This is a genomic window from Parapedomonas caeni, assembly GCF_041060555.1.
Lineage (GTDB): Bacteria > Pseudomonadota > Alphaproteobacteria > Sphingomonadales > Sphingomonadaceae > CAUJIW01.
On record NZ_JBEUDS010000028.1, the window covers coordinates 26567 to 45821 of the forward strand.

General features: G+C 67.0%; 17 protein-coding genes and 3 tRNA genes. 7 read left to right on the top strand and 13 right to left on the bottom strand.

The window, feature by feature from the left end; genetic code table 11:
* Nucleotides 1-109: 109 nt before the first annotated feature.
* The 4 genes from ABU113_RS15005 to ABU113_RS15020 all read right to left on the bottom strand — a co-directional run bounded on the left by ABU113_RS15005 (nucleotide 110) and on the right by ABU113_RS15020 (nucleotide 3728).
* Nucleotides 110-185, bottom strand: a tRNA-Glu gene (locus ABU113_RS15005).
* A gap of 45 nt (nucleotides 186-230) precedes the next feature.
* On the bottom strand, nucleotides 231-1406 hold the full coding sequence (locus ABU113_RS15010) for a dipeptidase (protein ID WP_454560313.1): 1176 nt from the start codon (nucleotides 1404-1406) through the stop codon (nucleotides 231-233).
* 86 nt (nucleotides 1407-1492) lie between these two features.
* Nucleotides 1493-2863, bottom strand: a complete 1371-nt coding sequence (locus ABU113_RS15015) for a glutamate--cysteine ligase (RefSeq protein WP_454560314.1) — start codon at nucleotides 2861-2863, stop codon at nucleotides 1493-1495.
* A gap of 103 nt (nucleotides 2864-2966) precedes the next feature.
* A complete protein-coding gene (locus ABU113_RS15020) occupies nucleotides 2967-3728 on the bottom strand; it encodes a 16S rRNA (uracil(1498)-N(3))-methyltransferase (protein WP_454560315.1) in 762 nt (253 codons plus the stop codon).
* A 125-nt stretch (nucleotides 3729-3853) separates the two neighbouring features.
* Between ABU113_RS15020 and ubiA the strand changes: the two genes are divergently transcribed.
* The 3 genes from ubiA to ABU113_RS15035 all read left to right on the top strand — a co-directional run bounded on the left by ubiA (nucleotide 3854) and on the right by ABU113_RS15035 (nucleotide 7553).
* Nucleotides 3854-4756 carry a 4-hydroxybenzoate octaprenyltransferase gene (ubiA, locus tag ABU113_RS15025; protein WP_454560316.1) on the top strand — a complete coding sequence of 301 codons (903 nt, stop codon included), beginning with the start codon at nucleotides 3854-3856 and terminating at the stop codon, nucleotides 4754-4756.
* A 596-nt stretch (nucleotides 4757-5352) separates the two neighbouring features.
* On the top strand, nucleotides 5353-6699 hold the full coding sequence (locus ABU113_RS15030) for a TldD/PmbA family protein (protein WP_454560317.1): 1347 nt from the start codon (nucleotides 5353-5355) through the stop codon (nucleotides 6697-6699).
* Between the two features lie 5 nt (nucleotides 6700-6704).
* Nucleotides 6705-7553, top strand: coding sequence for a 3'(2'),5'-bisphosphate nucleotidase CysQ (locus tag ABU113_RS15035; protein ID WP_454560318.1), 849 nt, complete (start codon nucleotides 6705-6707; stop codon nucleotides 7551-7553).
* A gap of 24 nt (nucleotides 7554-7577) precedes the next feature.
* On the opposite strand, the gene ABU113_RS15040 is transcribed toward ABU113_RS15035, so the two are convergent.
* Complete coding sequence (locus ABU113_RS15040; protein ID WP_454560319.1) at nucleotides 7578-8360, bottom strand: TrmH family RNA methyltransferase; 783 nt, start codon at nucleotides 8358-8360, stop codon at nucleotides 7578-7580.
* Between the two features lie 204 nt (nucleotides 8361-8564).
* Between ABU113_RS15040 and ABU113_RS15045 the strand changes: the two genes are divergently transcribed.
* Nucleotides 8565-8650, top strand: a tRNA-Tyr gene (locus tag ABU113_RS15045).
* Nucleotides 8651-8745: 95 nt separating this feature from the next.
* Here the strand turns inward: ABU113_RS15045 and ABU113_RS15050 are convergent.
* The 8 genes from ABU113_RS15050 to ABU113_RS15085 are packed head-to-tail and all read right to left on the bottom strand — an operon-like array spanning nucleotide 8746 to nucleotide 16904.
* Nucleotides 8746-9516: an MBL fold metallo-hydrolase gene (locus ABU113_RS15050; RefSeq protein ID WP_454560320.1), complete on the bottom strand. Its 771-nt coding sequence runs from the start codon at nucleotides 9514-9516 to the stop codon at nucleotides 8746-8748.
* A gap of 20 nt (nucleotides 9517-9536) precedes the next feature.
* Nucleotides 9537-10310: a TatD family hydrolase gene (locus ABU113_RS15055; protein ID WP_454560321.1), complete on the bottom strand. Its 774-nt coding sequence runs from the start codon at nucleotides 10308-10310 to the stop codon at nucleotides 9537-9539.
* Nucleotides 10310-11890, bottom strand: a complete 1581-nt coding sequence (gene metG, locus ABU113_RS15060; protein ID WP_454560322.1) for a methionine--tRNA ligase — start codon at nucleotides 11888-11890, stop codon at nucleotides 10310-10312. Before metG ends, ABU113_RS15055 begins: the two co-directional genes overlap by 1 nt.
* A gap of 24 nt (nucleotides 11891-11914) precedes the next feature.
* A complete protein-coding gene (locus ABU113_RS15065; RefSeq protein ID WP_454560323.1) occupies nucleotides 11915-12931 on the bottom strand; it encodes a DNA polymerase III subunit delta' in 1017 nt (338 codons plus the stop codon).
* 10 nt (nucleotides 12932-12941) lie between these two features.
* Nucleotides 12942-13568, bottom strand: a complete 627-nt coding sequence (gene tmk, locus ABU113_RS15070; protein ID WP_454560330.1) for a dTMP kinase — start codon at nucleotides 13566-13568, stop codon at nucleotides 12942-12944.
* A 28-nt stretch (nucleotides 13569-13596) separates the two neighbouring features.
* Nucleotides 13597-14772: a D-alanyl-D-alanine carboxypeptidase family protein gene (locus ABU113_RS15075; RefSeq protein WP_454560324.1), complete on the bottom strand. Its 1176-nt coding sequence runs from the start codon at nucleotides 14770-14772 to the stop codon at nucleotides 13597-13599.
* Nucleotides 14773-14788: 16 nt separating this feature from the next.
* Nucleotides 14789-15712 (bottom strand): septal ring lytic transglycosylase RlpA family protein, encoded by a 924-nt coding sequence (locus tag ABU113_RS15080; protein WP_454560325.1) that lies wholly within the window; start codon nucleotides 15710-15712, stop codon nucleotides 14789-14791.
* The gene (locus ABU113_RS15085) at nucleotides 15681-16904 is read right to left on the bottom strand and encodes a lytic murein transglycosylase (RefSeq protein WP_454560326.1); all 1224 of its coding nucleotides are present in this window, start codon (nucleotides 16902-16904) and stop codon (nucleotides 15681-15683) included. The genes ABU113_RS15080 and ABU113_RS15085 overlap by 32 nt, the downstream gene beginning before the upstream one ends.
* Nucleotides 16905-17317: 413 nt before the next feature.
* On the opposite strand from ABU113_RS15085, the gene ABU113_RS15090 reads away from it, so the two are divergent.
* The 3 genes from ABU113_RS15090 to ABU113_RS15100 all read left to right on the top strand — a co-directional run bounded on the left by ABU113_RS15090 (nucleotide 17318) and on the right by ABU113_RS15100 (nucleotide 18992).
* A tRNA-Ser gene (locus tag ABU113_RS15090) sits at nucleotides 17318-17407 on the top strand.
* 77 nt (nucleotides 17408-17484) lie between these two features.
* A complete protein-coding gene (locus ABU113_RS15095; RefSeq protein ID WP_454560327.1) occupies nucleotides 17485-18342 on the top strand; it encodes a ComEC/Rec2 family competence protein in 858 nt (285 codons plus the stop codon).
* Nucleotides 18339-18992, top strand: coding sequence for a hypothetical protein (locus tag ABU113_RS15100; protein ID WP_454560328.1), 654 nt, complete (start codon nucleotides 18339-18341; stop codon nucleotides 18990-18992). The genes ABU113_RS15095 and ABU113_RS15100 overlap by 4 nt, the downstream gene beginning before the upstream one ends.
* The last annotated feature ends 263 nt before the right edge of the window (nucleotides 18993-19255 follow it).

The following is a 19255-nucleotide window of genomic DNA, read 5'->3' on the forward strand; positions in this document are numbered from 1 at the left end:
CATGACCAGGCAGCAGTTCTCCGCGGCAGCGGCTCAGTGGCGGAATCTCGAAGGGAAACGGCAATCTGACGGCAGCGCCAGTGTGCCCGTCAGGCATGATCGCCGGCGATGGCGCCCCGTAGGGGAATCGAACCCCTGTTTCAGCCGTGAGAGGGCCGCGTCCTAGGCCGCTAGACGAACGGGGCGCAGCCAGGAGAGAGGTGCGCGGATACGGCCTTGGGACGATGCTGTCAAGCGTCGGGCAGACTTTCGGCAAACAATTTGACGGCGTTGCCGCCCATCACCTTGCCGAGGTCTGCCTCCGACAGGCCGGCATCCAGCAGTGCCTGGGTCAGCGCCGCCAGATGCGCGGCGTCGAACGGCGCGGCGACGGCGCCGTCCCAGTCCGAGCCCAGCGCCACATGGTCGATGCCGACCCGGTCGCGGACATAGAGGATGGCGCGGGCAATACCCGCCGGCGTGGCGTCACAGACGGCGGTGTCCCAGAAGCCGATAGCGATCAGCCCGCCGGTGGCAGCCACGCCGTCGATCTCGGCATCGGTCAGGTTGCGGTTGTTGTCACAGGTGCCCTTGACACCACCGTGGGAGTAGACCACCGGCCGCGTCGCCATTGCCAGCACCTCGGCGATGGCGGCATGACTGGCGTGGGCGATGTCGATGACGAGCCGCCGGCGTTCCATCTCGGCGACCACCTGGCGGCCGAACGGCGTCAGGCCGTGCTTGGCGATACCATGCACCGAGCCCGCGACTTCGTTGTCGAAGAAATGCGCCAGGCCGAGCATGCGGAACCCAGCCTGGTCGAGGCGGTCGAGATTGTCGAGCCGGCCTTCCAGGTTCTGCAACCCCTCCACCGACAGCAATCCGCCAGTGACCGCCCTTCCCGCCGCCCGGTCGGCCAGCAACGCGGCCAGATCGGCCCGCGTCCGGATGACCCGCAACCGCCCCTGCGAGCGCGCGGCGAAGCGGTCCAGTTTCTCGGCATGATAGAGCGAGCGTTGCAGCAGCGAGTGCCAGGTGCGGACCGGCTGCAACTGCGCCATCACCAGCGGCGTGATGTTGTCGGTGTCGCCGCCGTTATTCTCGTAGTTCTGGTTCCTGGGCGTCTTGGTGACGGAGGAGAATACCTGCAGCGCGATATTACCCCGCTCCAGCCGCGCCAGATCGATATGGCCGTGGTCGTGCCCGATCACCAGGTCGCGCCGCCACAGCAGCGGATCGGCGTGCAGGTCGACGATGACCAGCTGTTTGTGCAACGTCGCACTGTCCGGTCGCAGCGCCGGCAACGGGTGGTCCAGCACGGGGTTCATGCGTGCATCGACCCAGCCCGGCCCGACGCTGACCAGGCCGATAACCCCGATCAACGCCAACGCCCCCAGCGCGATCAGCCCGCGACGAAACCAGACCATGCCATGCCTCCCCGACGACGCCTGTCGCGCAGGCGCCCCTGCCCCTGCCTGCGAGGCTAATGCGGTTCAGTCGAACGAGATAGGGGTCAGAAGCTTTCGGCGGGGAAAATATGGCGAATATCGCCACCCCATCGGCCGTGATAGTCCGTCAGCAGCCGTTCGGCCGGGGTGACGCCACTGTCGGCGATCTCCCGCAATTCGTCCAGGAAGCCCTGCTCGTCGAGGCCGGTGGCGTTCAGTCGCGCACGGTTCTTCAGGCCCTGCGCGGCGATGTCAATCATGCGGCGGGCGACGTCCTGCAGCGTGCCGTCGCGGAACGGCACCTTGAGGCCGAGCCGCGGCACATCGCGGCGCAAGGCGTCGTGTTCGTCGTGGGTCCAGTCCTTCACCAGATCCCAGGCGGCGTCGAGCGCACCTGTGTCGTAGAGCAGGCCCACCCACAGCGCCGGCAGCGCGCAGATACGGCGCTGCGGGCCGGCGTCGGCACCGCGCATTTCCAGGAATGTCTTGAGGCGGACCTCCGGGAAGGCGGTGGACAGATGATCCACCCAGTCCGACAGACGGGGCTTCTCGCCCGGCAGCGCCGGCAGACGACCGGCAAGGAAGTCCCTGAACGACTGGCCGGCGGCATCGATATAGCGGCCGTCGCGATAGACGAAGTACATCGGCACATCGAGCATATAGTCGGCGTAGCGCTCGAAACCGAAACCGTCCTCGAACACGAACGGCAACATCCCGGTGCGATCCGGATCGGTATCGGTCCAGATATGGCTGCGGTAGCTCAGATAGCCGTTGGGCCTGCCTTCGGTGAACGGCGAGTTGGCGAACAGCGCCGTCGCCACCGGCTGCAGCGCCAGACTAACACGGAACTTCTGCACCATGTCGGCTTCGGAGCCGAAGTCCAGGTTTACCTGCACGGTACAGGTGCGGAACATCATGTCGAGGCCGAGCGAGCCCACCTTCGGCATGTAGTTGCGCATGATGGTGTAGCGCCCCTTGGGCATCACCGGCATGTCAGCGCGTCGCTGGTTGGGGATGAAGCCATGGCCAAGGAAGCCAAGACCGAACGCCTTGCCCAGCGTCGCGCACTCGTCGAGGTGGCTGGTGATCTCGGCGCAGGTCTGGTGGACGGTCTCCAGTGGCGCACCAGACAGTTCCAGCTGGCCGCCCGGCTCCAGGCTGACCGAGGCCCCGCCCTTCTTGAGGGCGATCACGTTGTCGCCCTCAAGGATCGGCTGCCAGCCGAAGCGTCCCAGACCGTCAAGAACGTCGCGGATGCCCCCCGGCTCGGCGTAGGTCGGCGGCGCCAGATCGGCACGGCGATAGACGAACTTCTCGTGCTCGGTGCCCAGCCGCCAGCGATCCGCCGGCTTCGAACCGGACGCCAGATAGGCCACCAAGTCGTCGCGCGACTCGATGGTCGGTTCGTCCTGCTGGTCATCCTCCCGAGTACTCATGGCCGCCAGCCCTAGTAGAGAAATATTTCGAACACAAGGCGGTGTTGCCAACGCATTGTCCATCCAATGAGAACGGACAGTCACGCGCCGTCACGTCCGGCAATCACCCGTTCCAGTCGCCGACCAGGGCCTGCCACAGGCTGATGGCGGCCACCGCCGCCGTGTCGGCGCGCAGGACGCGCGGCCCCAGCGACACGCCGGTCGCCCGGTCTAGGCGCCGGATCCGCTCGCGTTCAGCGTCGGTGAACCCGCCCTCCGGTCCGATCAGGATGGCGCTGGGGCGGTCGCGCTGCCAGCCGGCGACGGCATCAGTGAACGCGACACCGCCGGTCTCGTCGCAGAACAGCAACTGGCGATCCCCGGGCCAGGCGGCGAGCAACGCATCGAGCGATTGCGGCTCGGCCAGTTCGGGTACTGCGGTGCGGCCGCATTGCTCGGCGGCCTCCACCATATGGGCGCGCAAGCGGTCTGTCGGCACCCGCTCGACGATGGTGCGCCGGGTGATGACGGGGAACAGTCGGTCGACGCCCAGCTCGCAGGCCTTTTCGGCGATCCAGTCGATCCGGCCCTTCTTGATCGGCGCGAACAGCAGCCACAGATCCGGCACCGACTCGCGCGGCCGCAACAAGCGGGAGACGCCCAGCACCGCCTGCTTGCGATGCGGATCAAGAATGGCCGCCGCCCACTCGCCACTGCGGCCGTCGAACAGTGCCACCTCGTCGCCGGCGGTCCGGCGCATCACCTCGATCAGGTAATGGCTGGCCTCGCGGGACAGGGTGAGTTGCACGCCCGCCGCCAGCGTCTCGGGAACGAACAGACGAATGGAGGGCGAGGCCAGGGAGGGCGAATCCGGGGTAGACGTCATGGCGGTCCGGCACGTTCTGCCGCCGCACACTGAGCGGCCGGCTGCTTGACAAGGAACAGGCCGACGGCGTTGATGCGCCGGCAGCATTGTCCGAGCGTTAGCACGAGCCGGGAGCAGGACGCCAGATGACCGACACCACCACGCCGGACGCCGTCCGCGGCAGCTGGGTCGAGCGGATGCCGGCCGGCTGGCGGCCGTATCTGAGACTGTCGCGTCTTGACCGGCCGATCGGCACCTGGCTGCTGCTGTGGCCGTGCTGGTGGTCGCTGACGCTGGCGGCCCGCGCCAGTGGCGCCATGTGGCCCGACGTGTGGCTGCTCCTGTTGTTCGGCATCGGTGCCATCGCCATGCGCGGCGCCGGCTGCACCTACAACGACATCGTCGATCGCGATATCGACGCCAGGGTGGAGCGTACCCGCAACCGGCCGCTGGCCGCCGGACTCGTGAGCGTGCGCCAGGCCTGGGGCTGGCTGTTCGCCCAGTGCCTCATCGGCTTCCTGGTGTTGCTTTGCCTCGAGCCGATGGCACAACTGGTGGCGCTGACGGCACTGGCCCTGGTGGCTGCCTACCCGTTCATGAAGCGCATCACCTGGTGGCCGCAAGCCTGGCTTGGCCTCACCTTCAACTGGGGCGCGCTGGTGGGCTGGGCCGCCGTTACCGGCACCCTTCCCCTGCCCGCGCTGCTGCTGTACGCCGCCGGCGTGTTCTGGACCCTGGGTTACGACACCGTCTACGCCCTGCAGGACATCGAGGACGACGTACTGGCCGGCGTCAAGTCGAGCGCCCGCCGGCTGGGCGATGCGGCCCGGCCGGGCATCGCCGCCTTTTATCTGATCGCCGGGCTGCTGATGCTGGCATGCCTGATCGCCATGGGCTCGTCCACCTGGTGGCTGGCCTTGCCGGCACTCGCGCATCTGGGCTGGCAGGTCTGGCGGCTTCAACCGGCCGACGGCCCCGCCTGCCTGCGCCTGTTCCGCGCCAACCGCGAGACCGGACTGCTGTTCTGGATCGCCTGCCTGCTGGCCTGAGCCGCGCGCCACGAGGTCATTTCCCGCACGCGCTTCATCCCTGCTGACGGCACAGACAGGCGCCGATTCGCCCTGATTTCGTCTCGACACCGTTCCAACCCGTTGAACCAGTGGTTGAACCGGGCAAGTTTGCGCCGGCTTGGCGGCAACATTATTGCAATTTTAAGCTTAAAACGAAAAAAGATGCTATTAGCAAATTTATTCATTTCCTGTTCAGGGGTTTTCTGCCAAATGGGGTCGCGCGGTTGTTAACGCACGCGGGCCGATCGAGAACAAAACAGTTGTTGCGTATCGAGTACGGTCGGTTTCGTGATACTCACTCTCAACTGCTGCCGGTGTGCACCGGGCTCAAGCGCGACGGGTCGAAATCCCCCTCAACCCCTTCGGGTCGGCGCGCAATTTAGTCCACGCACCCGGCGCTTTGGGAAGCCGGCCGCAGGCGATCAGTACGAGAAGCATCCCCCCTCCTGACTTCTCCATTGATCATCCTGCGGCCGGCATCTCGGCGCCCCGACCGCCAAGGCGCCTTGTCGCCGCCGGGCATCTGACCTTGCAGGGCCTTTGACCTCGTCCCGCCGATCCCCTATCCACGGTTCATGTTGACCATCGATACTGCTCTCGATCGCCTTGGCGATCTCGTCACGCGCGCCCGCGCCGCCGGTGCCACCGCCGCCGATGCCCTGCTCGTCGGTTCCAGTTCCATCAGCGCCCAGGTGCGGCTCGGCAAGCTGGAAGACCTCGATCGCTCGGAGGGCCAGGAAATCGGCCTGCGGGTGTTCATCGGCCAGCAGGTCGCCAGTGTCTCGACGTCCGACTTCTCGACCGCCGGCTTCGACAATCTTGTCGAGCGGGTCATCGCCATGGCGCGCATGGCCCCGGCCGAGCCTTATGCCGGACTCGCGCCGGAAGAGCTGCTGCTGCGCGCGCCCCTGCCCGATCTCGACCTCCATGACCCCACCATGCCGGCGGCGGATCAACTGATCCACGAGGCCCTGGCGACCGAGGACGCCGCACGCGCGGTGCCGGGCGTCACCAACTCCGAGGGTGGCGCTGCCAGCGCCGGCCACTCGCTGGTCGCCATCGCCACCTCGCATGGCGTCCACGCCGGCTACGTCAGTTCCTCGTTCAGCCGCTCGGCGACCGTGGTCGCGGCCGGCAACGACGGTATGGAGCGCGACTATGACTATCATGTCGCGCGCTATCACGCCGACCTCGAGTCGCCCGAGACCATCGGACAGCGCGCCGGCGCGCGAACCGTGCGCCGGCTGAACCCGGTCAAGCTGAAGTCGCAGACCATGCCAGTGGTGTTCGATCCGCGTGTCGCCAGTGGCCTCGTCAGCCACCTGATAGGTGCCATCACCGGGTCGTCGATCGCCCGCAAATCCAGCTTCCTGCTGGACCGCCGGGGGACGGCGGTGTTCGCGCCGGGCATTTTCCTGCGCGAGGAGCCGCACCGCGTCCGTGGCCTGCGCTCCCGCCCGATGGACGCCGAAGGGCTGCCGACCCGCGAGCGCGCGATCATCGAGGACGGCGTACTGACCACCTGGCTGATGGAGACCGCCTCCGCCCGCCAGCTTGGCGAACAACCCACGGGTCATGCCTCGCGCGGCACTTCCGGCCCGCCCGGCGTGTCGGTGAGCAACCTGGTGCTGGCGCCGGGCAAGACCAGCCGCGCCGACATGCTGGCGGCCATTCCCAACGGCGTCTATGTCACCGAGCTGATCGGCATGGGCGTTAACGGCGTCACCGGCGACTACAGCCGGGGTGCCGCCGGCTTCCTGATCGAGAATGGCGAGCTGACGCGACCGGTGGCCGAAGTCACCATCGCGTCCAATCTCAAGGAGATGTTCGCGACCCTGAGCCCTGCCGACGATCTGGAGCGCCGCTACGGCATCGACTCGCCGTCGCTGCTGGTGCCGGCGATGACGGTCGCAGGCAACTGACGACCATGGCATCCGCCCCGCCCGCCGACGACGAGACACTCGACAATGATTACCGGCTGATCCGCGAAGTGACGCGTGAAGCCGGCAAGCTGGCAGCGGACTATTTCCACCGCAGTTTCGAGGCCTGGGAGAAGTCGCCGGGCAACCCGGTGACCGAAGCCGATCTGGCGGTCGACGACCTCATCAAGCGCCGGCTGCTGGGCACCCGCCCCAACTATGGCTGGCTGTCGGAGGAAACCGTCGACGACCCCGCCCGGCTTGATCGCGACCGGGTCTGGCTGGTCGACCCCATCGACGGCACGCGGGCGTTCATGAAGGGGCGCGACGGCTTCGCCGTCTCCATCGCCCTGGTCGAGCATGGGCGCCCGGTGCTCGGCTGTCTCTATGCGCCGATGCGCGACCTGTTCTTCACCGCCCGTGCCGGTCAGGGCGCCCAGCTCAACGGACTGGGCATCCGCGTCGGCCGATCCGACACGCTGGCGGGCTGCCGGATGCTGGCGGACAAGCAGCTGTTCGAGGCCGCCTTCTGGCCGGAACGCTGGCCGGACATGCATATCGAGAAGCCCAACTCCATAGCCCTGCGGCTCGGCCTGGTGGCCGCCGGCATGGCCGACGCCGCCGTGGCGCTGCGCCCCAAGTCGGAATGGGACCTGGCCGCCGCCTGGCTGGTGCTGACCGAGGCCGGCGGTGTCTGTACCGACCACCTGGGCGCCCATCCGCGCTTCAATCGCCCCGATCCGGTCTACCCAACCGTGGTTGCCGCCAGCGCGCCGCTCTATCCGCAGGTACTGGCCCGCGTCGCCGGCGGGGTCGCCTCGTGGCAGGCCAAGACCGGCCAGAAAACCATCCCCTGACGTCTGGATACAGGAAGTTCAGCCTCAGTCGCGCGCGGCCGCCGCGTAAAGGGCGATCGCTGCGGCGTTGGAGACGTTGAGGCTCTCGACCCTCGGGCTGATCGGCAGCTTGGCCAGCTCGTCGCAATGCTCGACCACGTTGGGCCGCAGTCCCTCGCCTTCGGCGCCCATCACCAGGCACGGCCGGCAATTGCCCAGCACCGCCGCCAGCGTGCGCGTCGCCCGGCCGTCAAGGCCGATGCGCCAGAAACCCGCCTCGGCGATCTCCTCCAGCGCCCGGGCAAGATTGACCACCCGCACCCACGGCACCAGTTCCAGACAGCCCGAGGCCGCCTTGGCCAGCGCGCCGGTTTCCGGCGGCGCATGGCGGTCCTGCGTCACCAGCGCGATGGCGCCGAACGCCGCCGCCGAGCGCAGCATGGCGCCGATATTGTGCGGGTCGGTCACCTGATCGAGCACCACGATCGGCCCGCCGCTCTCGCCCGCCGCCGCGAGCACGTCGGTGAGGTGCGGTGAATCCAGGGGCGCGGTCTCCAGCACCATGCCCTGGTGCGGCGCGCCTTCGGGCACCAGCCGCTTGAGATCGTCACTGGAGCCGTAGAGCAGTTCCAGCCGCGGCGGCACCTGCAGGCCCGCCGCCGCTTCGTGGGTGACGTAGAGCCGGATCGGCCGGCGCTCGGGGTTGGCGAGTGCAGCCAGCACGGCATGCCGCCCGTAAAGCCGGACCTGGGACGCGGACGAACGACCGCCGGCAGGCTTGCCGGCATGGGACGGGCGAGCGCCCGGGGATTTTCTGTGCCTCGACATGGTGCCTCTCCTAGCGCAACCGCGCGCCCGTTGACACCCGGCGTCGGCGGGAAATCATCCTGGCTCTGACGCTTTCCCCCGCAGCGGTGTGGCTGATGTCAGAATAATGCAGCAAATCGCCTGTCGACCGTTGACAGCGCGGAGCAAATCGCGCATTTGGCGGCCCTCGCATCGTTGGATGCGCAGGTCATCCGGATGTATTGTGGAGGGGTGGCCGAGCGGTCAATGGCAGCAGACTGTAAATCTGCCGGGTTTTCCCTACGTTGGTTCAAATCCAACCCCCTCCACCACCATCGAGATCAAGCGGCCAGATCAAGCGGTTAGAGCCGGTCGCTGAGACGCCGCCGCAAGAGGCCGCGCCGCCCCCCCCCATCACCCGCCGCGCTTACAGTTCGACCGTCAGGCCGTCGTAGCCGGGCTCGACGCCGGCCGGCAGTCGTGCCGCCAACTCCTCGTAGTCCATGTCCCAGTTCATGTGGGTGAGGATGGCGCGAGCGGGCCGGAAACGCTCGATCCAGCCCAGCGTCATGGCGAGATGCGGGTGGCTGGGGTGCGGATCGTAGCGCAATGCGTCCACCACCCACAGGTCCAGCCCTGCCAGACAGGGCGCCGACGCCTCGGGGATGGCGTTGAGATCGGTCGAATAGGCGAAACCGCCGATGCGATAGCCGATGGACTGGGTCGCGCCATGGATCTGCCGGAACGGCTGCACCGTCAGCGTGCCGATGGTCAGCGGCGCCAGCGCATCGCCGGTGTCGGCCAGCCGGTGCAGGTTGGCCATCGCCGGATAATCCTCGAAGCCATCGAACACATAGTCGAAGCGGCGCTGCAGCGTCGCCGCGGTGGCCGCGTCGGCATAACAGTCGAGCCGCCGCCCCATGGCGTGAAACAGGCCGCGCAGATCGTCGATGCCGTGGGTGTGGTCGGCGTGGTCGTGGGTGAACAGCACGGCGTCCAGCCGCTCGACCCGGGCATCCAGCAGCTGTTCGCGCAGGTCCGGCGAGGTGTCGATGAGGATCTGTGTGCCGGCATGTTCCACCAGCACCGACACACGGCGCCGCCGGTTCTTCGGATTGGCCGGGTCGCACCGTCCCCACAGGTTGCCGACGCGCGGTACGCCGCCGGAGGTGCCGCAGCCGAGGATGGTCACCTTCATGACGGCGGGACCATGACGGGTCAGGCCGCCTTGGTGAACAGGCGGCGGAAATTGGCCGTGGTGGTCGCCGCCAGCTCGGCCTCGCTGACGCCGCGCAATTTGGCCAGGAACGCCGCCGTGTGCGCCACATAGGCCGGCTCGCAGGTCTTGCCGCGCAGCGGCACCGGCGCGAGATAGGGCGCGTCGGTTTCCACCAGAATGCGGTCGGCTGGCAGCCCCTTGGCGGTTTCCTGGATGTCGGCCGCGCTCTTGAAGGTGAGGATGCCGGACAGCGAGATATAGAAGCCCAGTTCCAGCGCCACTTCGGCGAACGCCCGGCTGGCGGTGAAACAGTGGATGACGCCGGTGAAGGCCCCCTGGGCCATTTCCTCGCGCAGGATCGCCGTGGTGTCGGCCTCGGCATCACGGGTGTGGACGACGAGCGGCAGGCCGGTCGCGCGCGCGGCGGCGATGTGGGCGCGGAAGCTGGTCTGCTGCTGGTCGCGCGGGCTGTGATCGTAATAATAGTCGAGCCCGGTCTCGCCGATGCCGATCACCTTGGGATGGGCGGCGGCGGCCACCAGGGCGGCGGTATCGATGTCCGGGTGATGCTCGGCTTCATGCGGGTGAATGCCCACCGTCGCGCCGACATCCGCGTTGGCCTCGGCGGTGGCGATGATGGTCGGCCACTCGGCACGGGTGGTGCCGATGTTGACGAAGTAACCGACCCCGGCGGCACGGGCACGCGCCAGCACGCCGGCGAGATCCTCGTCCAGCCCGCGGAAATTCAGGTGGCAGTGGCTGTCGACCAGCATCAGGAGGCAACCTCCTCCTCGGGCGGCAGCGACAGGCGCGGAAACACCGGCGTCGGCGCGGCCAGCGTGAAGCCCGAGGCCGTCAGTCTGGCGTACCATTCGGTATCGTCGAGCGCCGCGCGGTCGCGCGCGTCGGCCGCCACGCCAAGCTGGTCGAGCACCTTGGCGGCACTGTCCGGCACCACCGGCAGGATCAGGATGGCAAGCTGGCGGATGGCAGCGAGCAACGTCGCCAGCACCGCTTCCATGCGGGCCGGGTCGGTTTTCTTCAGCGCCCACGGCGCCTGATGATCGATATACTGATTGCAGGCGAACACGCCGCGCATCCATGCCTCGATACCGCCCGACAGGTCGCAGTCGAGGAAGCGGCGCTCCAGCTCCGCGCCCTCGGCCCGCACCTCCGCCAGCAGCGCGGCATCGGCGGGCTGGCCGGCCTCGCCTACCTGCGGCAGTCGGCCTTCGAGGTTCTTGACGATGAAACTCAGCGTCCGTTGCGCCAGATTGCCGAAGCTGTTGGCCAGTTCGGCGTTGGCGCGGGTGACGATCGCCTCGTGGCTGTAGCTGCCGTCCTGGCCGAAGCTGACCTCGCGCAGGAAGAAATAGCGCACCGGATCGACGCCATAGAGGTCGGCGAGCCCCATGGGGTCGATGACGTTGCCCACCGACTTCGACATTTTTTCGCCGCGGTTGAACAGGAAGCCGTGGGCGAATACCTGACGCGGCAACGGCACGCCGGCCGAGAGCAGGAACGCCGGCCAGTAGACGGCGTGGAAGCGCACGATGTCCTTGCCGATGACGTGCATGTCGGCCGGCCAGAACTTGCGGAACTGTTCGCTGGCGTCATCCGGGAATCCGGCGCTGGTGATGTAGTTGGTCAGCGCGTCCACCCACACATACATCACATGGCCCGGCGCGTCGGGCACCGGAATCCCCCAGTCGAAGCTGGTGCGGCTCACCGACAGGTCACGCAATCCGCTTTTCACGAAGCTGATCACCTCGTTGCGGCGGCTTTCCGGCCGGATGAACTCCGGATGGGCCTCGTAATAGTCGAGCAGCGGCTGCTGGTACTTCGACAGGCGGAAGAAGAAGCTTTCCTCCACCGTCCATTCCACCGGCGTGCCCTGGGGCGACAGCTTGGTGCCATCATCGGCGGTGCGGATCTCGCTCTCGTCGTAATAGGCCTCGTCGCGCACCGAGTACCAGCCCTCGTAGCGGTCGAGGTAGATGTCTCCGTTGGCGGCCATGCGCCGCCATAGCTCCTGCACCGAGGCATAGTGGCGCGGTTCGCTGGTGCGGATGAAGTCGTCGTAGGAAATGTTGAACCGGTCATCCATGGCGCGGAACAGCGGCGCCATGCGGTCGGCCATCTCGCGCGCGCTGATGCCGTGCTTGCGGCCGGTCTGCTCCATCTTCAGGCCGTGCTCGTCGGTGCCGGTGGTGAACCGCACGTCCTCGCCGAGCCAGCGGTGGAAACGGGCGATGGCATCCGTCGCGATCGCCTCGTAGGCGTGGCCGATGTGCGGCGCGCCGTTGGGATAGGCGATGGCGGTGGTGATGTAGAAGCGGTTGCGCTGAGCCATGGATGGGGAGACCTGACGTCCTGTTCACATGCGGGCGCCGGACGCGACGATCCGGGCCAGCTCATGGACCACCGCCTTGGGGTCGAGCGCCAGAGGAACCGCCGCACCGGCAAGATCGCGGGCCTTCTCCCACAGCTCCACGCGGGGCGCAAGCGCCTGGGGACCGGCTGCACGGGCCTGCGCCGCCAGATCCTCCTGCACCAGTTCGAGAAACGCCTCGTAGCGCGGCTGGGCCGCCGGACTGGCCAGCGCTTCCGCCAGCGCCAACCCGAGCCGGCCGGAAGGATCGCCGGTGCGCCGCAGCTCCGCCAGCGAACGCTCCAGCTTGCCGATATCGAGGCCGGCGAAACGCAGCGCCCGCCCCGGCGCGCCTTCGGCCAGGCGAGCCAGTTCCTCGGCCTCCTCCGGCGCCAGGTCGGGCTTCACCCGCCGCAGCACGGCCGTCACGTCGGCCGTGTCCAGCGGCGCGAAGGCCAGCCGGCGGCAGCGTGAGCGGATGGTCGGCAGCAGCCGGCCCGGCGCATGGCTGATGAGCAGGAACAGCGTCCGCGCCGGCGGCTCCTCCAGCATCTTGAGCAGGGCGTTGGCGGCTGAGCGGTTCATCTCGTCGGCGGCGTCGACCAGCACCACCCGCCAGTCGCCCTCGGCGGGCTTGATGCCGAGGAACGGCGTCAGCTCGCGCACCTGATCGACCGAGATTTCCTTGGCGAGCTTGCCGCGATCATTCTCCCGCCGCGCCAACAGGCGCAGACTGGGGTGACTGCCGGCCTCCAGCATCCGCGACACATGATGGTCGGCCGACACCGCCAGACTGTCGGGGCCGCCACCGAACAGGCCGCCGCCCCCGCCCATACCGCCCTCGCCCACCCCGCCCGACAGCACGAAGCGGGCCACCCGCCAGGCAAACGTCGCCTTGCCGACGCCGCGCGGCCCGGTCAGCAGCCAGGCATGGTGCAGCCGGCCGGTGGTCCATGCCTCAAGGAACGCCTGTTCCGGCTGGTCGTGGCCGATCAGCGCATAGGTGGTGGCCGGCTCGCTCATCGTGGCGTCCTCATGGCGCCAGTCGTCCGGCAACCGCCTGCCAGATGGCGGCGCTAACGGCATCAACGTCGACGATGGCATCGATGACAGCGCAGCGGCCGGCGTAGCGCGCGGCAAGATCGAGGAAGCCGGCGCGCAGCCGTTCGTGGAAAGCCGCGTCGTGGGCCTCGAAGCGGGTCTCGTCGCCGCGCCGGCTGGCGGCACGCGCAAGCCCGATGGCGGCCGGCACATCGAGCACCAGTGTCAAATCCGGCCACAGCGGCCCGGTCGCCTGCTCGTGGAGGCGCACCAGCAGCTCGACGTCGAGCCCCTTGGCGATGCCCTGGTAGACCAGCGTGCTGTCGACATAGCGGTCGCACACCACCCAGGCGCCGCGCGCCAGCGCCGGACGGATGACCCGTTCCACATGGTCATGGCGAGCGGCGTTGAGCAGCAAGGTCTCGCTCAGCGCGTCCCAGCGATCGACCTCGCCCTGCACCAGCAGGGCGCGGATCGCCTCGGCGCCCGGCGTGCCGCCGGGCTCGCGGGTGACGATGACCTCGCGCCCCGTCGACCGCAGCCGCTCCGCCAGCCGGGCGACCTGGGTCGACTTGCCGGTGCCCTCGCCGCCCTCCAGCGTGATGAAGCGGCCGGTCACCGGCCATCCCCCATCACGCACGCGCCGCTCACTTCGCCTCGATGGCGGGCGTGCCAAACAGGGTGTTGCGGAACCCGGCCATGATGCGGCCGAACACGCCGGCCTTCTCGACACCCCTGGCCGCGACCAGCGGAATGGTCAGCGGCTGCTGGCCCGGGGCTGCGACCACCAGGTCCGCCACATGCTGGCCGGCCTTGATCGGCGCCGGAATCGGCCCGGTATAGCGTACCGTCACCTTCATGTTGGAGCGAGCGACACGACTGGTGGTGAAGGCCGCATCGCGGGCGACGGTCAGCGGTACGGTCTTTTCAGCGCCCAGCCACACCGGCGCCGTCTCGACGATCGCGCCCTTGCGGAACAGCTTGACGGTCTGGAAGGTCCGCAGCCCCCACTCCATGAACTTGGCGCTTTCGTCGGCGCGTTCCTGCATCGAGGTCAGGCCGTTGAGCACGATGATCAGCCGCTGGCCATTGCGCAGGGTCGATCCGGTGAGGCCATAGCCGCCGGCCTCGGTATGGCCGGTCTTGAGGCCATCCGAGCCCGGCACCCGGTAGAGCAACGGGTTGCGGTTGCCCTGGACGATCGGCTTGCCGCCCATGGTCTGACCGTGGGAGTAGGAGCTCAGACCGTAGAAATCCCGGTAGAGATCGGGAAAGTCCCGGATCGTGCGGTAGCCGAGGATCGCCATATCGCGGGCGGTGACATACTGCGCCTCATCCGGCCAGCCGGTGGTGTTGGTGAAATGGGAGCCCGTCATGCCCAGCCGCCGGGCGGTCTGGTTCATCACGTCGACGAAAGCCTGTTCGGTGCCGGCCAGCCCTTCGCCCAGCACCACGCAGGCATCGTTGCCCGACAAGGTGACGACACCGTGCAGCAGATCCTCCACGCTCACCGACTGGTTGGGCGACAGGAACATGGTGGAGCCGCGGTTGTTCCAGGCCCGCCACGTCTCCGGGCTGACGGTGATCTGGTCGGTCAGCTTGGCGGTGCCCTTCCTGATCATGTCAAAGACCACATAGGTGGTCATCATCTTGGCCATCGACGACGGCGCCATGGTCTCGGTGCCGTTCTTGTCGTAGAGAACGGCGCCGGTATCCGCCGACATCATGTAGGCGAAGGGGGCCGTGGTCTGGAATGCCGGAACCTGAGCCTGGGCGCCCGCCGCCAGCAACAAACCGGCAAGACCCAGTGCGATACGCTTCATTGTTGTTCGTGTCCCTTTAGCTCAGCGGACGGCTCGTCACGCGCGCGTCCGCATACCCCGCGGCCCGCACCTGCGCCAGGACGACATCCGCCGTCTCGCGGTTCAGGAACGGGCCAATGCGGACCCGATACAGGCCTTGAGCAGCCGGTTCAATGGACGATGGTCCGAAGCGTTTGATGTCGGCGGCCAGCCACGCCGCCCGTCCCTCGTCGGAGAGTGCCGCCACCTGCACGAACACCGCGCCACCGACCCGGTCGTTCCAGCCGGCGCTGGCCGGATCGGCCGGCGCCGGACGCGGATCGGGCGCGACCCTTGCCGTCACCACGTCCGCCGTGGCGACCGGCGGCGGCGCGTCGTCGCCATTGCTGGCCGCCAGCAGCCGTGGCGGCGGCAGGGCGGCGACTTCCGGCTTGTCGGCGGGATAGACCCGGCGCACCCGCGCCTGGGTCACGCCGGCGGCGTCGAACCCCAGCATCTGGGCCGCCCGCCGCGACAGATCGATGATGCGGCCCGGCTTGAACGGCCCGCGATCGTTGACCCGCACCACCATCTGGCGGCCATTGGCGAGGTTGGTGACCTCGACGTAACTCGGCATCGGCAGCGTCTTGTGGGCCGCCGACACCTCGTTCATGTCGAAAATCTCGCCATTGGCGGTCAGCTTGTCATGGAAATCGGCGCCATACCACGAGGCGATGCCGGTTTCGTCGTAATCATGATCGTCGGCCGGATAATACCAGACGCCGGCCACCTGATAGGGGTTGCCGATCTTGATCTGCCCGTTCCAGCCCGACCGGCTCCCCTCCTTGCCCGCGAGCGTCGAAGGCCGGCCCTCGGTGGCCCGCACGCCCTGGGTCGAGCCGCAGGCGGCCGTCAGCGAGCAGAGCGCGAGCAACAGCAGCAGACGCGCGCTAGGGCGTGACGACGGGCGGCTGAGCGGCATCCTCGGGGTTCGGGGCATCAGGCTGTGGCGGGACATCAAGGGCCTCGGCGAGCAGGGCGACGGAGAGGGCATAGAAGTTCGAGCAATTATAGTCCAGCAGCACCCGGTAGTTGCGACTGGTGAGGTAGGCCGGGCCGTCCGGACCGTCGGGCTCCACCAGCGTCAGCTCGGTTTCGGGCGCCGGCCACGTGGTGCCCCCGTTCACCGCCGTCACGCCCAGCTGCTGCCAGACGCCGGCCGCCAGCCAGCTACTGTGCCTGGACAACGCCGGCACGCACTTGGCGGGCCGTTCCGTGGCGCGGACCGCCTCGCGGTCGAAACCGTCGGGCAATCGAACCTCGAAGCCCCAGCGCAGCCCCGGCTCCCAGCCGTTGGTCGCCAGCAGGTTGGCGGTGGACGCAAAGATGTCGGCCGCCGAGCGCCACAGATCGACCCGGCCGTCGCCATCACCATCGACGGCATAGCGCAGGAAGGACGTGGGCATGAACTGGGTCTGACCGAAGGCGCCGGCCCAGGAGCCGCGCAGATCGGCCGGCGAGGCCCGCTGCTGGTCGACAATGCGCATCACGGCCCACAGCTCGCGGCGAAACAGCGCCGAGCGACGGCCGTCATAGGCAAGGCTGGCCAGCGCCCGCACCACCGGCGTACGGCCCGTATAACTGCCGTAATTGGTCTCCATGCCCCAGATCGCCACCAGCACCGGGGCGGGCACCCCGTAAGCCGTCTCGGCGGCGGACAGATGTTCCTCGACCTCGTTACGGGCCGACAGCCCGCGCGCCACCTTGGTCGGCGTGAAGCGCTTTTCCATGTAGGCGGCGTAGGAGGCGCGCACCTCGGGCTGATTGCGATCGAGCGCGACAATGGCGGGCGACAGTGTCAGGTCGTCGAACAGCGTTGCCAGCGTCGCCTCGGCGATGCCATGACGGCGAGCGGCATCGCGCACCGAGCCCAGCCATGCCTCGAAGCTCTGACCGTCAAGCACCGGTGGCAGAACCTCGCCGTCGGCGGCGACGATGGTGGGCATCACCGGCGGCGCCGTCATATCGTCGGCGGCAAGGGACGGGTCCGGCGCCTGGGCGCCCTGCTGTGGCAGCTGGCTGCATGCCGCCAGCAGCACCGGCAGCAGGAGCGGCAGCAGCACCGGCAGCAGGAGCGGCAGCAGAATCGACCGCACGCCGGCCGTCAACGCCATGGGCGTGGCCGACATCAGCAGGGGCCTTGGCAAGGGTTTGAGCGCGAACATGACTGAATTTGTGCCATAATCAGCCATTCGCGCCAAGGGCCACCAGGGCCGACCCGGCCGGATGGACACGCGTGCCGGCCCGACTGTCGCACCAGGGCATCACTGCCGCGCGATCGTTACGGCACCGACGGTCGCCACCCGGTTCTTTTGACGCCGGGACTTGCGCCCGATGGACGGATCGGGAAAAGAGAGCCAACGGATGGGTGGCCGAGCGGTTTAAGGCACCGGTCTTGTAAGCTGCTGGACCTGATGGCCTGGTGCAGAAGAACAGGGGGTATTTGCAAGGGGTTAGCGACAGGTCGCTTTCTGCGGCGAAACGGCTCATAAGCCTATCGTCAGCAGCTAAGCCCCTGAATCGGTATGGAAGCGTGGCCGAGTGGTTGAAGGCACTGGTCTTGAAAACCAGCAACGGGGCAACCCGTTCGTGGGTTCGAATCCCACCGCTTCCGCCACCTGAGGCGTGAACATATGTTGAACACTGGGCCGGACAACCTATCTTGAGCGCTCTTGGTCTTGGGGGACAAGCGCTATGGGGGAGATGGTTCTTCGGATTTGGGATGTCGAGCATGGGGCCTGCGCCATGCTTCACCCGCTGGTGGACGGAATTGCTGGCCGACTGGCAATGATCGACTCGGGGTGTATGGCGCAGTGGAGGCCAAGCACTTTTATTCGGCAGGGCTTGAACCGAGGCACACTCGACTACCTGTTCATCACCAACGCCGATCAAGACCATATGTCGGACCTTGAAGGGCTCGAGCGCGAAGGCATTTTCGTCGACACCTTGTTTCGTAATCCGACCTACACTGGTCCCGAAATGTATGCCATCAAGTCTATCAGCGGCCCCGTATCCGCTGACGCCCAATGGTATGTGCAAGCCTGCGGGGCATATGACACGCCGACTAGCTTGCCCTTCAATGCCAATATGGGCGGCATCACGGCGAATTGCTTCTTCAATCACTACCCTCAATTTACCGATACGAATGACCTCAGTCTGGTCGTATTCATCGAGTTTGCGGGCTTCAAAATTCTGTTCCCCGGCGACTTGGAGAAGCCCGGCTGGCGTTCGTTGCTCCAGCGAGCAGACTTCAGGGCTGCACTAAATGGCACAAATATCCTTGTCGCTTCCCATCACGGGCGCGAAAGCGGCTTCTGCAAGGACGTATTCAATTGGGTCACGCCGGACGCTGTGGTCATTTCTGACAAGCCCATCGCTCATGCTACGCAACTCATGGCTCCGGACTATCGGCGTGTCACCCGCGATGAGGGGGTCATTGTGAGATCGACGATGAAGACCCGTCACGTGCTGACCACGCGCCGCGATGGCTGGATTCAGTTCACCGTAGGCAGCGATGGGAGCTATTTCATCGATACGGAATGCGCCGGATGAGCAGCAAGTCTCTTAAGGCTGACTACCAGAAGTGGCTGTGGATGCTGGCGATAGCCGATATCGTCGTTATCCTGCTGTTTCTCGTGCCCGGCATTTCGTCTGATGCCAGCCTGTCTAGCCTAGCCCACTGGCGGTTGCTCACGACGATCATCGTGCCGGTTGGCGTGCTGTTGCTCGTCAATGCCTTGCCGCACAAGCTCAAGTGCATGTTGGTGTATTGGAAGCCGTACGGCTGGCTTCCGGGTTGCGAGGTCTTTTCCAAGTTCGCATCTGGCGATGTGCGCATCGACATGAAGGCTCTCGCCAAGCATGTCGGAAAACTACCATCGGGTCAGAACGAACAAAACGCCCGCTGGTATCAGCTGTACAAGCTGGTTGAGAACGAACCCGAAATTACCGAGGTCCATCGCAACTTCTTGATGTATCGCGACATGGCAACGCTCAGCCTCCCGTTCATCGTGCTGGCACCACTCTCGCTTTTCTGGGCAGGAGCATCGGTAGAGGCACAATGGGGCGGTGCTGCCATCTTCCTGATCCAGTTTCTTCTCACCGCTATCAGCGCCCGGTGGAGCGGAATCAGGTTCGTATGCAACGTCCTCGCCCTGCATTCGGCTCGCCCGATAGAGGGCGCGAAACTCAGCCGACGTTGAACCTCGACCGCTTATGACCCGCTTATCAGCGTCGGCACGACCAGCCGATTCAATAGATGTATTCGCCACTTCGCGAACACTTCCATACAATTCAGGGTTTGCCGTTCTTGCGCTATAGGTCGCAGGGAAGGAGCGATGATCGGCCCCCACGGACGGGTCCAATTTGATTGTTAGTGCAATGATGGTCGTGGCGCCAGCGCGGGCGGCATCGCTGGTTGGGGTTGCAGGGCCGCCCGCGCGAATGCCGGGATGAAGACCTCCGG

What these genes read in the sequence shown, in the direction of transcription:
- ABU113_RS15035 (WP_454560318.1), top strand. Translation starts at nt 6,705, where the DNA reads ATGGCATCCGCCCCGCCCGCCGACGACGAGACACTCGACAATGATTAC.
- ABU113_RS15050 (WP_454560320.1), bottom strand. Translation starts at nt 9,516, where the DNA reads ATGAAGGTGACCATCCTCGGCTGCGGCACCTCCGGCGGCGTACCGCGC.
- ABU113_RS15010 (WP_454560313.1), bottom strand. Translation starts at nt 1,406, where the DNA reads ATGGTCTGGTTTCGTCGCGGGCTGATCGCGCTGGGGGCGTTGGCGTTG.
- ABU113_RS15065 (WP_454560323.1), bottom strand. Translation starts at nt 12,931, where the DNA reads ATGAGCGAGCCGGCCACCACCTATGCGCTGATCGGCCACGACCAGCCG.
- ABU113_RS15030 (WP_454560317.1), top strand. Translation starts at nt 5,353, where the DNA reads ATGTTGACCATCGATACTGCTCTCGATCGCCTTGGCGATCTCGTCACG.
- ABU113_RS15040 (WP_454560319.1), bottom strand. Translation starts at nt 8,360, where the DNA reads ATGTCGAGGCACAGAAAATCCCCGGGCGCTCGCCCGTCCCATGCCGGC.
- ABU113_RS15080 (WP_454560325.1), bottom strand. Translation starts at nt 15,712, where the DNA reads ATGCCGCTCAGCCGCCCGTCGTCACGCCCTAGCGCGCGTCTGCTGCTG.
- ABU113_RS15075 (WP_454560324.1), bottom strand. Translation starts at nt 14,772, where the DNA reads ATGAAGCGTATCGCACTGGGTCTTGCCGGTTTGTTGCTGGCGGCGGGC.
- ABU113_RS15055 (WP_454560321.1), bottom strand. Translation starts at nt 10,310, where the DNA reads ATGCTGGTCGACAGCCACTGCCACCTGAATTTCCGCGGGCTGGACGAG.
- metG (WP_454560322.1), bottom strand. Translation starts at nt 11,890, where the DNA reads ATGGCTCAGCGCAACCGCTTCTACATCACCACCGCCATCGCCTATCCC.
- ubiA (WP_454560316.1), top strand. Translation starts at nt 3,854, where the DNA reads ATGACCGACACCACCACGCCGGACGCCGTCCGCGGCAGCTGGGTCGAG.
- ABU113_RS15100 (WP_454560328.1), top strand. Translation starts at nt 18,339, where the DNA reads ATGAGCAGCAAGTCTCTTAAGGCTGACTACCAGAAGTGGCTGTGGATG.
- ABU113_RS15020 (WP_454560315.1), bottom strand. Translation starts at nt 3,728, where the DNA reads ATGACGTCTACCCCGGATTCGCCCTCCCTGGCCTCGCCCTCCATTCGT.
- ABU113_RS15015 (WP_454560314.1), bottom strand. Translation starts at nt 2,863, where the DNA reads ATGAGTACTCGGGAGGATGACCAGCAGGACGAACCGACCATCGAGTCG.
- ABU113_RS15085 (WP_454560326.1), bottom strand. Translation starts at nt 16,904, where the DNA reads ATGGCGTTGACGGCCGGCGTGCGGTCGATTCTGCTGCCGCTCCTGCTG.
- ABU113_RS15095 (WP_454560327.1), top strand. Translation starts at nt 17,485, where the DNA reads ATGGGGGAGATGGTTCTTCGGATTTGGGATGTCGAGCATGGGGCCTGC.